The organism is Leptotrichia wadei (assembly GCF_007990445.1).
GTDB classification, from domain to species: Bacteria; Fusobacteriota; Fusobacteriia; order Fusobacteriales; family Leptotrichiaceae; genus Leptotrichia; species Leptotrichia wadei_A.
In genome coordinates, this window is sequence record NZ_AP019841.1 from 2,106,220 (window position 1) to 2,120,245 (window position 14,026).

The window sequence follows — 14,026 nt, forward strand, 5'->3', positions numbered from 1 at the left end:
TATTCTTTATTGCAAACCTTAAATTTTTCCTTCAGCACCAGTCTTTCAGCTTAATTCTTCCATCGCTTTTTTATATTCTTCCTCATTTGGAGCAGCTCCGTGAAATCCTGCATTATTTTCCATAAATGAAACGCCTTTACCTTTTACAGTATTTGCAACGATAACTGTCGGCTGACCTTTAACTGTTCTCGCTGTATCAAGGGCATTTATGATTTCTTCATAATTATGTCCGTCAATTTCAATTACATTCCAGTTAAATGCCTTAAATTTTTCTCCGACTGGAGCAACATCCATTACATCCGAAACTTTTCCATCAATTTGCAAATTATTATAATCAACTATCGCAACTAAATTATCAAGTTTATAATGCGCAGCCGTCATTACAGCTTCCCAAACTTGTCCTTCCTGCAATTCTCCATCTCCCAAAATCGCATAAACTCTATAGTCATTTTTATAAATTTTTGCACTCAAAGCCATTCCATTTGCAGCAGAAAGCCCTTGCCCAAGTGAACCAGTTGACATTTCAACTCCAGCCAATTTTTTCATATCAGGATGTCCTTGAAGCGGAGAATGCCATTTTCTCAATGTTGGAATAAGATCTCTTCCTTCTTTTCCTAAAAATCCCTTTTCAATTAAAGCCGCATAAAGTGCAGGAGCTGCATGCCCTTTACTAAGCACAAGCCTGTCACGGTTTTCCATTTCTGGATTTTCTGGGTCAACATTCATTTCCTTCCAGTAAAGCACAGCCAAAATATCGGCAATGGAAAGCGAACCACCTGGATGCCCTGACTTTGCCCCATAAATCATTTCAATAATGTCTTTTCTCAATGTTTTTGACTTTTTTTGCAAATCTTCAATTTTCATAAAAACCTCCGTTATCATATTTATATTGATTATTAATTTTTTGATTTTATTATTAAAACAACCATAAACTCGATTTTTAAAAGAACTTCTACTATCGTAATTTTCAATATTTCTTATTCTAATCTTCCTTTTTCAAATTATAAAAAAACAAAGAAACACCAAACAATGACAATGCCACAACAAGCGTTACCTTAACTCCCAGTTCAGTTGCACCCTTTACACCATTTTGAACATTTTGATTTCCAGCAACTAGCAAAGTTGACTGAACAACCTGCTGAACTAGAAATGCCAATTTTAAAAACATTCCCTGTATTCCAAACATAAATCCTTCCAGACTAATTTTTTTAATTTCAGACAATTTTGCCGAAATTTCACTAAGCATTGCCTGCGGAAAAATAAATGCCGCACCACTTAATCCTGCTCCACAAATTACAAAAAACACATAAGCAAAAATCGAATTATTTTTATTAATAAACAGCAGCCCAAAAGTTCCAGCTATTAAAAGCAGCATATCCACAATCAATATTTTCTTATATGAATATTTTTTCCCAAACTTATTCGTAATCGGAAAAAACAGCCCAGCCATCCCAAACAGCACAACTGATATTACAGTCAAATACTTAATGTCCTTTTGCATTACAGTGCTCAAATAATATGTTAAATCCCCACGAAGTATGTTAAATCCGCAAAAGAAAAAGAAATATCCTAAAAAGTACAAAATAATTTCCTTATCCTTCAAATGTGAAATTGATTTCATAAATCCTAGCGATTCAGTCTTAGGACGATTTTGTGTAAGCTGTTTTTCCTTTAGAAAAAATACGCATGCATAAATTCCCAAAACTGATAATATTGTAATCAAAATTACTGTTTTACGTATTCCAACTTCCGTATTCAGCACTCCATTTACCATACCTAATTTTGAAATCAAAATACCTGGCAATACCATCGCAATTCCAGTAAATATAAGCCTGAAAGTCGATTGCATTGTGGAAAGATTAAGCCTCTCCTCCTTATTTGAAGCCAAGTCAGGAATTAAAGCGTTATACGGGGCTGCAACTAGAGTATAAGCTGTAAAATACAGCCCTCCAACGATTGACAAATAAATAAGTGTCGCCAGCTGTGAACTTTTAACTGGATAAAAATACATAATCGTAAGAATCCCAAGCGGCAATCCTCCAATTAGCATAAATATTGACCTTTTTCCAAAACGAGATTTGGAATTATCTGATAAAAATCCTACTACAGGATCTGAGATTGCATCAATAATCCTCGAAAAAATAAAGGCCAAAACCAAATATTGCGGCTTTAACAACGGAACTAGGTTTTTTTCCGTTTCAGGCGGTAAATAATAATACGACAGCCATTGATTATAGATCTGGTCAATCATAAAATATGAAACACCAAGCCCGTAAATTATATAACTTTTCTTCGTTAATCTTGAATTCATTAATTTTTTTACCTTTCTACTTTTAATTTATATTAATTTACCAAAAATTCCTTTACTGCCTTGGCATATTCATCCTTACAATCAGGATCAGCATAAATTCTAGTATGTGAACCCTTTTCAAAAACTTTTAATCTAATATGTTCATTTTGCGCCAATTCATTATATTCTTCCATAAGCATTCCGTAAGTTGTCGCTTTGTCATTTTTAGACTGAATAATTAAAGTCGGTATTCTTTTTAGCAAATACGACAGCTTCAATTTATCAAGATGGCTTCCAACTCTAAAATTAAAGATTCTCACAATAACACTTACAATAAATTTTGGAACACGACGTTTTTTGGCATCTTCCTTGATTCTCTTTCTTATATTTGAAATTGAACTGTCCAATATTAATTTCTCAATAACTATCCCTTTTTTTCTGAGTACCTTTACATACATTTTAGAAGCAATGGCAGATCCCATTCCCCCTTGTGAAAACCCATACAACGTAAAATTATTCTTTCCAAATCTTTCTTTTAACATTTCCATAGTATGAAAAATATCCTGCCCAAAACAATATCCCATCTTAGTTCTAGCCACATCAGACTTTCCAGAATTTCTCAAATCTGGAATAAAAAAATTATACTCCTTATCAAGCCCAATATCCTTAAACATCCCCAAATACTGCAATGCCGCCAGTCTATTCACACCACGCCCATGAGAAATAATCATAGTCTTCGTAGCATCCTTATTTTCAATAAGCCATCCATAAAGCTGAATTTTCCCCGATTTATACTCAATTTCCTTAAAATTGTACCCGTAATCATAAGGATTTGCCTTATTATTCTCAATATTATACTTCTGTCTTAACTTTTTACTATTATACACCTCTTCAAATGTAATTCTCGGATACTTCTCAATTTGATTAATAAAATACCTTATTGACAAATACGCAATCACAAAGAAAAATATCATAAACAGCACATTAACTGCTATTAACAACTCCGTTCCCATAATTCACTCCCATTCTACTTTAATTTTTAGATATTTATAAAAGTTTATAAAATCTCATCAAACAATATTTTTTCACTTTTTTATTAATTTTTAACAGGGAATCTTAACCCCTTACTGTTATAAATATTACTGTTGCTTAATTTTTAAAGATTTTACTTTTACAATTGACTATATTTTAATTATTTAAATAAACAATTGGATTTAATTTTTCTTTTTTCTCCAAAAATAATTCTTTTAACAGAAATCCATTTTTTTCAATTTTTATTTTTTCAAAAAAATTTTCTTGAATTTTAAAATTTTTTATATTTTCTTTTTTTTCTATATTTTCTGAATTTCCCATATTTCCATTATTTTCAAAAAACTTTCCAAATTTTTCTATATCTTTCCAATTTACAAAAATATTTTTTTTCTCAAAACCATTTTTTCCCTCAATATCTTCAAAATTATTATTTTCTCGAATTTCCCTCAAATATTCCTGTCCCTTTTTATCAAATCCCAAAATTCTGACATAATTTATCTCAAAATCCATCATTCCAGCCTTTATGTTTAACAAAATATTTAAAATAATCCGCTCCACACGCCTGTTTGATAAGTTTCTTGACTTCGTATTTTCCAAAAATTCCCTATAATTTTTTGAAATTTCCGCTCCCTTATATATTCTAGCATAAATTTCACAATTAATGTCATAAATTTCCATTATTTTTTCTTTTTTTTCAGTCAAAATCTTATATTTTACGATTTTAAAGATTTCTTCCTTTAGTTTTTGAAAATTAATTCCATTTTTTATTTTAAATTCTAAATTTTCAAGAATTATTTCAAAAGATTTTTCTGGTACAAATTTCTGAATTTTTTCCAGTTTTTTCAAAATAAGTTTTTTTGATTTTAAATTTTTATCACCACAAAATTCTTCCAAAATTTTTTCCAGTTCATTCCGTAAAAACGAAGCACTGGCAAACTCTTTCCTCTCTTTTTCAACTTTTTCTTCATTATATTCTGAAATTTCCCTTTTTACAATAAACGGCTTTATTCCAAGATTACTTTTCTCAATCTCACGCATATATTCTAAAGCCAAAATATTATTCGACTTCACAATTCCATCCAGTTCATATTCCTTCAATGCCAACCTTTGAGAAGTGCTGTAACTATTGCCTTTTTTCATATATCCCATAAGTTTGTCCTTGTAATCCTGCCTTTTCTGCAAATCAAGCACCTTTTGCAAAACCTCAATATTTTCCTCCTCCGCTCCAAAAACCTGAATATCCATTCCCAAATAATCCAAAATTCGTGTCGCCATCTTTGAAAAAATCTCAGCATTTTGAATCGAATAGTAAAGTGGAAGTTCTGCAACTAAATTAACACCACACTCTAAATTAACCTGCGTTTTTTCCCATTTATCAAAAAACGAAATTTCTCCCCGCTGAACAAAATCCCCACTTCCTACAACAGCAATAAAGACATCTTTACCAAATATTTCCCTAATTTTCCTGATTTGATACAAATGACCGTTGTGAAATGGATTATATTCAGCAACAATTCCTATTTTTAACAATTTTTTCTCCTAAAAACTTTTCTTATTGTTACACATATTATATCATATATCCAACTAATTTTTATAAGTTTTTTTAATTTCTTTAAAAAATTTCTTATTTAAATCACAAAGCAAGACAAAGCAAACTCATTTAAATTTTTTACTGATAACGCTGCTTGTCACCGAAATTTCAGGCAGCTAAACAGGAGCAAAACAAATAATCCAGCAATGGAAAATTTTATTCAAGATAATGCTCTTTTTAACGTTTAAAACTGTTCATAATAAGACTAGGTCATCGTGAATGCCATATAACGTAAGATAATGATTATTTTTACAAAATTTAGAATAATAAAAATTAGTACTTATCAACTCTCATAAGAAAAATTATCTCAAAATACTGTATTATTTGGTCTCATGATAGATATGTAAAAAAAATACGCCACCCTTGTGATGACGTATTTAAAAAGGAGTTTTGAAGAATCAACATCCTTTTTAAAGAAAACCTAGTAAAATAAGGGCTAAATTTAAAAAATAGTCCAACGTTAGTCCAGTAAGAAATTTTAAGAAAAAATCTCTAATTTTATAAAAAAATTCGACATTATCTGTAAATTTTAAAAATAGAAAATCCAACTAGAAACAATATTAAATTTAGTTATTGTATCATTTTTTCTCACTATGTTAATTTAGATAGTGAGTTTTTTTCTTGTAAGAGCTGATTTAAGAGTTTATTTTTGTTATTCAAGGGAAATATCAAAAATAAGTTTAAACGTTCTCTATGGGGCTTATACAGAGTTATCCGAGATTGTATTTTTGACATAGTCTGTGAGATAAAGTTCCAGTATTTTGCAAAGCCATCCCTATAAGTATGGCACTATTTTCTTGATTCTAATTAGTGTGGCTTTGAAATACAAATAATTTTTTTTGAGAAAATTAGCAACCATTAATTTAATTTGTATAAATTGTTGTAAAAATTATGAAATAAAAAATCTTGACTTATTATTTTTTTATTAAATAATAATTGATTTTCAAATATTTTAGATGTATAATATACATATATTATAAATTTTAAGGAGTGATAAAAATGAGTGCAACAACTATAAATATAGATGATAACACTAAAAAAGAAGCTCAAGAATTGTTAAAAGATATGGGAATGAATTTGAGTACAGCAGTAAATGTATTTTTAAAACAATTAGTAAAGGAGCAAAGAATACCTTTTGAGATTGGAAATCCACGTCCAAGTCAAGAATTATTAGAAGCATTAAGGGAAGTAGAGAAAATGAAGAAAAATCCCAATATGGGCAAAAGATATTCTTCTTCAAAAGAAATGATAAAGGACATACTGGAAAATGATGAATAACGATAAAGTGATATACTCGATACGGGCAACAAAGCAATTTCGTAAGAGTTTGAAACGTGTAGAAAGACGTGGATATAATATAGATTTATTAGATGAAGTTGTGGATATGCTATCAAAAGGAAAAAAATTACCTGAAAAGAACAAAGACCATAAATTGCAAGGGAAATTTACTAACAGTAGAGAGTGCCATATCACTCCAGACTGGTTATTAATATACGAAATAGAAAATGATGAACTTTTGTTATATTTGACAGATACAGGAACTCACAGCGATTTATTTGGATAAACTGATTGAATCACGGCTATTAATTCAGCTGTGATTTTTTCTTAAAATTATTTTATACAAATTAAAAAAATTAAGTAGTATCGTTCTAGTAGACTTTTTCGTTTCAAGGCAAGGTATTCCAAAAAATTTTTTAACGAACGCTACAAGGCTGTTACACGGATATACGAGCGAATAACAAAAGGGCCTCACTCAAAAAAGAAGGCCCAAATTTAAAATCTATTTTTATAAAATACATCACTATTTTCTTAATTTTATTTTATAGCTTTAAATGTAATAAATTTTATTTAAATTTTTCTTTAAAAAATGCATTTTGAATCTTATTGAACAATTCCTCTTTTTCTTTAAAATCTATATTTTCATTATTAAAAAACGATAGAATGGATGATTCTAAATTATTGGAATCTTTATTTATACCGTATAATATGTATTCAGGCGAAACATTGTATAAATTTGATAGTCTAATCAAACTCTCACTATTTATTTTCCTCTCGTTATTTTCATATCGTGAAATAGCACCAGCAGATGATTTTATTTTTCTAGCCACTTCTTCCAAAGAAAATTTGTACTTTTCTCTCAAACTCTTTAATCTTTTTCCTACATTTTCCATAGTAATTCTCCTTTAAAATCAATAAATTTTACCATAAAATTGATATTTTATCAATTTAATTGAAATAATAATGATAAATTTTATTTTTATGGTACAATTATTTTACTAATTACCAAATAAATAAAAGATATAAAATTTGAACAAAATCTTGATAATTATTCTTTAAAATATTAAAATTAAAGTGTAATAGTAAAGGTAGTGATAATTATGTTAAAAATTACAAATGATAAATTAAATAATTTTTTTGAAAATAATACTATAATAACAGTTAAAGAAGCAGAAAAAATCGGTATAAAAAGACAGATTCTTTCTAATTTATGTAAAAAAGGAATTTTAGAAAGAGTAAAGCAAGGAGTTTATCAGAAAAATGATACAATTACAGATGAATTTGTAAAAATACAAAAAAATAATAATGTGATTTTTTCAAATACGACTGCTCTATATTTTCATAATTTAACAGATAGAGTACCAAATACAATTTCAATAACAGTTCCACAAGGTTATAATGTTTTGCATATTACAAAAAAATCTGAAAATTTGAAAATTCATTATGTGAAAAAGGAAATATTTGAAAGTGGGAAAATTGAAACTTTGAGTAAAATGGGGGCTAAAATTTATATCTATGATAAAGAGAGAACGATATGTGATATTATAAAAAATAAAGAAAAAATTGATGTGGATGTATTTTCAAAGGCATTAAAATTATTTTTTAAAAATAAGGATATAAAAGTAAGAAAATTGATAAAATATAGTAAAGAATTGAAAATTGATAAAAAAGTAAGAGAATATTTGGAGGTTTTGATATGACATCAGAAAAGTTAAAAGGGAAAATAAAAAGTTTTTCAGAAAAAAGTAATTTGAAAGCACAGGAAGTGTTGCAAATGTATTTTTTTGAAAGATTTTTGACTCGATTAGAAAAATCAAAATACAGAGCGAAATTTATAATAAAAGGTGGATTTTTAATTTCATCAATTATTGGTATACAAAATAGAACAACGATGGATTATGATATTTATATGATTTTTAAATTGAAAAATGATAAAATAAATGTAAATAATTTGAAACAAGCAATTTTGGAAACGGCAAAAAATAGAAATTCAATGGAAGAAATATTAGAAAGCAAGGAAATTTTAGAAGATATTAAAAATAATGAATATTTGAATAAACAATGGAATATTTATTAAAATGAAAATAAATATGTTGATAATATACAATTTTCTGAAATTTTGAAATTATTAAATAAAATATCAGATATTATACAAGTTGATCTCCTTTAAAATCAACAAACTTTACCACAAAATTGATACTTTATCAATTTAATTGAAGTTGTCTTGACAAACTTTTAATTTATGGTATAATTATTTTACCAATTAGCAAAAAGGAGAATAGAGATGAAAAAGAATCTTTTAAAATCAAAAATGAGTTTACACGAAGACAACAATAAAACACTTGCACATAAATTAAAAATAACTCCTTCAGCATTTTCAAGAAAAATAAATGGAACTAGTAATTTTACTATTGAAGAAATGAAATTTATTAGGAAAGAATATGAATTGAGTGATGTTGAGTTTTTGGATATTTTTTTTGATAATTAATTTGCTATTTGGTAAATTTTAAAAAAGGAGATGATAATTTAATCGAAACATATTTTTATATCAAATAGAAAATTAAATTAGAATAGGAGTGAAAAAAATGGATAAAAGAAAAATTTGGGAGCAATACTATAACGATAATGATGAGAATAATAAAAATAATGGAGAAGAAAATAGCACTCAATCAGATGTTAAAAGAAAAGAGATATTAGAACAGTATTATGATAAAAATAAGGACTTAAGCGATGAGAATGTAGGGCTAAAATATATAGGATTAGTTTATGTTGATGTTATATTATTAAATATTATGACTGCTCTTGGTTTTGGAATATTTGCGAGTCTAACTGGTTATGATAGTCATTGGTTTATTGCTATTATTTTGTGGGTAATTGATGTGTTTGTATTAGCATTATTTTTAAAAACTGTAAGTCAAACTATAAGATATTTAAAAAAAATATAATTAAAAGGATAACTTTAAAGAAAGGAACTTTTTATGGATCTGAATTTAGATTTTTACTTTTTATTCACTATTGTATTTTTTATTGTTTGGTTTTTTATAATTAAAAAAATTGAAATGGAAAAAGAAAACAATCTTAATGAGTTAAATAATTTTATTATGAAAAAGATGAGAGAAGTTAATAAAAGTAACTATTATGAATTAAAATATATCGAGGGATTAGAATTTCAAAAAGAAGAAAAAGTTTATGCTAAAATTTTAAATAACAGATTAGAAATTGGAAATTCGGATAAAAAAGAATTTTTAGATTTTGATAAAATTAAAATGATTGATTTTAATATAAGAGAAGAAGAATATGAAGATGTCATTTCAAATACTCTTGTAAAACATATATTTTTATGGAGTGAATTGAAAATATCGTATTTAGACAATAATGAAAATATTCAAAAAATAATATTTGAAGACAGAAATTTTACAATTGAAAATTCTGAAAAATTATAGAAAAAAGTTTTTTCTATTGTGAATATTTAGAAAACTTTAAAAAAGAGGATTCCTCATTTGAAATAAAATTAATCAAAAAATTAATTATAAATTTAAGGAGAAATTATGAAAAATGATTTTTTTATCAAATTGGCTAAAAAAGATGAGAAAATGACTTTATTGAAAATAGCAACACTTCTATGTTTTATTGTACATACGATGATGTTGGTAAATTCGGAATCTATTCATCTTGTTCATTATTATATCGGTGAATATGAAATTTTCTATTTAATGGATTATCCAATGTATTTTCTATCATATTTTTTAGTGTACTTTTTATTTGAAAACACATTAATAATCATCTATTTAAAATTTAAAGTGAATGGAGAAATAGATAAATTTTTTAAACTAAATTACATACTATTAATTCTAACAATGGGATTTTATTCATTAAGCACAATATTTATGGTTTCTTTTATCATAAGTATTTATAAATGTTTTGAATTTGCTAAAACATTTTCAAAAAATAAAGAAAACTTGTTATTTTCAATATTAGGTTTTTTTACTATTTTCTTTACTTCAATGTTATTATCTAAGATTGATAACTCTTTTTTTAAAATTTTAGTTTTATTACTAGGAATTTTAGCAATATCAAGTATTTATCTATATAGTAAAAAAATAAATAAAGTTCCAAGTTTAAATTATGTTTTTTACTTTTAACCGAAATATGCTTTTTAACTAAAATTTTAGATTATGAATATGAATTAGTTAGTTTTACAGGATTGTGTCTATTAATTATTACAATAATTGTGAATTTAAGAGTTATTTCCCCTAAAATAAAATCTTATACAGATTTTAGTAAAATTCAAAAAATCATAATAATTATAGGTATTTTATTTAGTTTGTTTTCTAAAGTATACACAATCAAAAAACAAGAACAAATTGAAACTATTTCAAAACAGGAATCTGATACTAACAATTCAAATGAAAATAATACTTCGGAATAAAAATATGGAGAAAAGGAATAAAAAATATGAATAATAAAACAAATATTCGTAATTTAATATTTGGAATTATAATGGGATTGATTGCTATATTTAATATTTTTGAGTGGACTAATTTTATAATTAAGTATAACAAGCAAAATCCAAAAGTTTCAAAAGTTAAAAACTTAAAAAATAAAACTAATAAGCATAATAACAATAATACAGAAAATGATATTGAATATGAAGTAAAATCAGGATATAAATACAAAAAATCTAATGGAGAAAGTTCAACCTTTACTCCGAGAAATCTTGGATATGCTGAAAGCCTACTTAATAATCAAGTTTCATACGACAGTTTAAGAGAAGAATACTGTAGAACAGTAAACGAAATTGTTAAGGTAGATAATGGAATAATGCCAGGTACAACTAAACCTTTTGAAGAAGTAACCTATACTCAAGTAGATGACGCTTATAGAGAACATTTACAAAAAATAGCACAAATTAGACAAGTATTTAATACAATTTATGGAAATGATAATAATTTGGAAAATGGAGCAGGTTGTCATTATACTGGTACTCATTGGAATAATGCAAATTCACAGTATAAAGCAAAACAATTTTACGATCGTTCTATAATTAAATACCTTAATAATCACGGTTATGGTATAAAAAATAATGCTAGTTCCACTCTTAAAAGAAAAGAAAAAAATCTAAATAATGAAAGAGAAATTGAAATTGAAAGAACAATTGACGAAACAATAAATCAAATTGATGGAACAACAAATCAAATTGACCAAACTCAAAATAATAGTTCAACAAATTCAGATGAAAGCGATGATGAATATTCAGAATAGAAAACAAAAGAGAAAATTTTTTATTGTAACAGCTGATTTAAGAGTTTATTTTTGTTATTCAAGGGGGGAAAATCAAAAATGAGTTTAAACGTTCTCTACGGGGCTTATACGGAGTTAAAAGTGCATATTTTAATCAAACAGGGCCTCTAAAAAATGAAAGGCCCTGTATTTTGTTGCAAATTTATTTGTTTTTAGTTTTCTCATTCAATTTTTCAATAATTTCTTTAAAAATACTTGGTTTTTTCAAAGGTACTTTTTTAAATATTTTTTCCATTCTTTCTATTTCTTCATCATCATATCCTGTATCACTTCTATCTAAGTGATATACTTCAAGATAATTTATAAAATCATTTATATTATTTTCTGAACGAAGACTTATAAATGAAAGAAAATCCTTGATTCCAATATAAAATATATATTTTTTATTTGGACTTCGCACAGCTATCACTTTAGGGTTTCTTATAGCGTCTTCTACATCTCCATAAATCAATCCGTTTTCTTCATCTATCGAATTTATCACATTGAATGAAAATCCTAAATTTTCTAAATAATCAATAAAACATATTATAGCTGTTATTCTCTTGTTTTCTTTAAATAAATTACTTAAAATTTCTCTTATTTCTGATTTTTCTTCTTTTTTAAAAAATTTTTCCAATTCATTTAAAGGTATCTCAAGTATTCTAAAAAAATCAAGCAAAGTATTAAATGGTATTGTTCTTTTCCCAACTTCATATTTTTGTATACTTAATTTTGTTATATCCATTTGCTTGGCAAGATTTTCCAAACTCAATCCTTTTCTTTTTCTATAATTTCTTATTATCTCTCCCAAAATTTTATTATTTAATTCTTTATTATTTTCTTCCATAATTTTTCTCCAATCTTTGTTAGTACCATAATTATATAATAAATTTTACAAAATTTCAATAACTTTTTTAATCAAAAAGATACATTTTTTAAAAAATATGTCAAAAAGATATTGACAAATTTAAAAAATAATGGTACAACTATATCGTAATACAAAAGTATAATTTATTTTAAAATACATCTTTTTGAATATAAATTTTATTCTTCTATTATTAATTAGTATTAAACAAAATAAAAAAAAATTATAAAAAAATAACAATAAAAAAATGTAGTTTATTCCAAAAGAAAAGGTAGAAATTTTAAAAGGAGTGAATTTTATGAAAAATAAAAGTTTAGAAAAAGAGGCAATTGAAAAACATTGTCTTGAATGCTGGGATGATGATAAGGAAAAAGTTTTAAACTGTCCCTATAATAAATGTCCTTTGTGGAAATTTAGATTAAAAGAAGAGAAGAAAGGAGAAAAGAATTGATGAAAACAGATACAGAAAAAGTGATAGAAGAGAAGGAAAATTATTATTTAAAGGCTCTTGAATGGTATTCTGAATACGAAATAATATCAAAATCTGAATACAGCAGTATTAATACCTGTTTTAATAATTATATTGAATGCCACGAAAACTCAATGAAATTTACTAAAAATTTAAGATGTAAACGGAGAAGCTGTCCTATATGTGATGAAATAGACAGAAGTGCCAAATATTTTGAAATAATGAAGAAAATAGAAAATTTTAAAAATAGATATTTGATATTTATACTGACAATAAATGGAAAAAATGTTGAAATTGATGATAAAAGTAGATTACAAAATGAATTAAATGTAGTAAGGACAAACTTTAATAAATTAGTCAAAAGTCCTTTTTTGAAAAAGACTGTAAAAGGATATTTAAGAGTAACGGAAATAGCTTATAATCCTGAAAGAAATTCTTTTCTTCCTCATTTACATATCCTGCTATTTACAATAAAAGGGATATACAAACATTTTAAAATGAAAGAATTAAAAGAAATGATACAGACTAAATGGAATATTCTAAATGGATTTAAAACCAATGTTCGTTTAGAAAAATTAGGTACAGAAGAAAAAGTACAGAAAACAGTATCTTATTTAACTCATTCTAAAAAGAAAAGATTGAAAAATTTTTTTGATAATGATGAAAATAAGACAATTCTTTCTATTTATTTAAATATTATAAAAAGGAAAAGAATATATTATTGGAGTAAATTTAAAGAATAAGAATATTTCCTGTCAGACTTATCCCCTTTGATTGATAATAACGAATCAAAAAAACAATTTTATGAAATAAATTTTTAAATTATTGAAAACTATAAACAGAAAATATATCTAAAATACAAGTTAAAAATCAAAAAATGTAATATATAAAAACTTGCAACTTATTTTAACTTATTTTATCTAAAAATATACTAATAAAAATAGAGAAAGTAGAGTGGTAAATATGAATTTAGAAGATAAGAGACTAATATACTATACATTGAAAAGTAGAATTAGAAAAAAGAAATTGAACTATAAAGAAATATCAAAAAAAATGAATATATCAGAAAGTGGACTTAATAAAAAAATGAATGGAAAAAATTTTTTTACACAATCAGAAATATATGAATTAAAAGAATTGTTAGAATTGAGTAATGATGAATTGGTACAGATATTTTTTTAAATAAATATATTGCAATAAAAGAAAAATAATATTAAAATT

General features: G+C 25.6%; 18 protein-coding genes. 12 read left to right on the plus strand and 6 right to left on the minus strand.

Going from position 1 to position 14,026, the window contains the following annotated elements; all coding sequences use genetic code 11:
* Positions 1-45: 45 nt before the first annotated feature.
* The 4 genes from FVE74_RS09930 to FVE74_RS09945 form a co-directional block, all read right to left on the minus strand.
* The gene (locus FVE74_RS09930; protein ID WP_147004373.1) at positions 46-864 is read right to left on the minus strand and encodes a transketolase; all 819 of its coding nucleotides are present in this window, start codon (positions 862-864) and stop codon (positions 46-48) included.
* A 118-nt stretch (positions 865-982) separates the two neighbouring features.
* Positions 983-2,311, minus strand: a complete 1,329-nt coding sequence (locus tag FVE74_RS09935) for an MFS transporter (RefSeq protein WP_147004374.1) — start codon at positions 2,309-2,311, stop codon at positions 983-985.
* Positions 2,312-2,343: 32 nt separating this feature from the next.
* Positions 2,344-3,303, minus strand: coding sequence for an alpha/beta hydrolase (locus FVE74_RS09940; RefSeq protein WP_147004375.1), 960 nt, complete (start codon positions 3,301-3,303; stop codon positions 2,344-2,346).
* Between the two features lie 175 nt (positions 3,304-3,478).
* The gene (locus tag FVE74_RS09945; protein ID WP_147004376.1) at positions 3,479-4,852 is read right to left on the minus strand and encodes a nucleotidyltransferase family protein; all 1,374 of its coding nucleotides are present in this window, start codon (positions 4,850-4,852) and stop codon (positions 3,479-3,481) included.
* 1,060 nt (positions 4,853-5,912) lie between these two features.
* On the opposite strand from FVE74_RS09945, the gene FVE74_RS09950 reads away from it, so the two are divergent.
* On the plus strand, positions 5,913-6,191 hold the full coding sequence (locus FVE74_RS09950; protein ID WP_147004377.1) for a type II toxin-antitoxin system RelB/DinJ family antitoxin: 279 nt from the start codon (positions 5,913-5,915) through the stop codon (positions 6,189-6,191).
* Entirely contained in the window at positions 6,181-6,477 is a 297-nt protein-coding gene (locus tag FVE74_RS09955; RefSeq protein WP_197735153.1) for a type II toxin-antitoxin system YafQ family toxin, read from the plus strand. Before FVE74_RS09950 ends, FVE74_RS09955 begins: the two co-directional genes overlap by 11 nt.
* A 280-nt stretch (positions 6,478-6,757) precedes the next feature.
* Here FVE74_RS09955 and FVE74_RS09960 read toward each other — a convergent pair whose 3' ends face one another.
* Positions 6,758-7,084 carry a helix-turn-helix domain-containing protein gene (locus FVE74_RS09960; RefSeq protein WP_147004378.1) on the minus strand — a complete coding sequence of 109 codons (327 nt, stop codon included), beginning with the start codon at positions 7,082-7,084 and terminating at the stop codon, positions 6,758-6,760.
* 207 nt (positions 7,085-7,291) lie between these two features.
* On the opposite strand from FVE74_RS09960, the gene FVE74_RS09965 reads away from it, so the two are divergent.
* From FVE74_RS09965 to FVE74_RS09995, 7 genes are all read left to right on the plus strand, one after another.
* Positions 7,292-7,891, plus strand: coding sequence for a type IV toxin-antitoxin system AbiEi family antitoxin domain-containing protein (locus FVE74_RS09965; RefSeq protein WP_147004379.1), 600 nt, complete (start codon positions 7,292-7,294; stop codon positions 7,889-7,891).
* Positions 7,888-8,268, plus strand: a complete 381-nt coding sequence (locus FVE74_RS09970; protein WP_197735154.1) for a nucleotidyl transferase AbiEii/AbiGii toxin family protein — start codon at positions 7,888-7,890, stop codon at positions 8,266-8,268. Before FVE74_RS09965 ends, FVE74_RS09970 begins: the two co-directional genes overlap by 4 nt.
* 207 nt (positions 8,269-8,475) lie before the next feature.
* Positions 8,476-8,679: an XRE family transcriptional regulator gene (locus FVE74_RS09975; protein WP_147004380.1), complete on the plus strand. Its 204-nt coding sequence runs from the start codon at positions 8,476-8,478 to the stop codon at positions 8,677-8,679.
* 97 nt (positions 8,680-8,776) lie between these two features.
* On the plus strand, positions 8,777-9,136 hold the full coding sequence (locus FVE74_RS09980) for a hypothetical protein (RefSeq protein ID WP_147004381.1): 360 nt from the start codon (positions 8,777-8,779) through the stop codon (positions 9,134-9,136).
* A 33-nt stretch (positions 9,137-9,169) separates the two neighbouring features.
* Positions 9,170-9,634: a hypothetical protein gene (locus tag FVE74_RS09985; protein WP_147004382.1), complete on the plus strand. Its 465-nt coding sequence runs from the start codon at positions 9,170-9,172 to the stop codon at positions 9,632-9,634.
* A gap of 105 nt (positions 9,635-9,739) precedes the next feature.
* The gene (locus FVE74_RS09990; RefSeq protein ID WP_147004383.1) at positions 9,740-10,333 is read left to right on the plus strand and encodes a hypothetical protein; all 594 of its coding nucleotides are present in this window, start codon (positions 9,740-9,742) and stop codon (positions 10,331-10,333) included.
* A gap of 313 nt (positions 10,334-10,646) precedes the next feature.
* Complete coding sequence (locus FVE74_RS09995) at positions 10,647-11,453, plus strand: hypothetical protein (protein WP_147004384.1); 807 nt, start codon at positions 10,647-10,649, stop codon at positions 11,451-11,453.
* A gap of 181 nt (positions 11,454-11,634) precedes the next feature.
* Here the strand turns inward: FVE74_RS09995 and FVE74_RS10000 are convergent, their stop codons facing one another.
* Entirely contained in the window at positions 11,635-12,318 is a 684-nt protein-coding gene (locus FVE74_RS10000) for a helix-turn-helix domain-containing protein (protein ID WP_147004385.1), read from the minus strand.
* A 316-nt stretch (positions 12,319-12,634) separates the two neighbouring features.
* On the opposite strand from FVE74_RS10000, the gene FVE74_RS11595 reads away from it, so the two are divergent.
* The 3 genes from FVE74_RS11595 to FVE74_RS10010 all read left to right on the plus strand — a co-directional run bounded on the left by FVE74_RS11595 (position 12,635) and on the right by FVE74_RS10010 (position 13,987).
* Complete coding sequence (locus FVE74_RS11595) at positions 12,635-12,787, plus strand: hypothetical protein (protein ID WP_172617471.1); 153 nt, start codon at positions 12,635-12,637, stop codon at positions 12,785-12,787.
* Positions 12,787-13,548, plus strand: coding sequence for a protein rep (locus tag FVE74_RS10005; RefSeq protein WP_147004386.1), 762 nt, complete (start codon positions 12,787-12,789; stop codon positions 13,546-13,548). Before FVE74_RS11595 ends, FVE74_RS10005 begins: the two co-directional genes overlap by 1 nt.
* A 220-nt stretch (positions 13,549-13,768) precedes the next feature.
* Positions 13,769-13,987, plus strand: coding sequence for a helix-turn-helix domain-containing protein (locus tag FVE74_RS10010; protein WP_021742996.1), 219 nt, complete (start codon positions 13,769-13,771; stop codon positions 13,985-13,987).
* Positions 13,988-14,026: the final 39 nt, after the last annotated feature.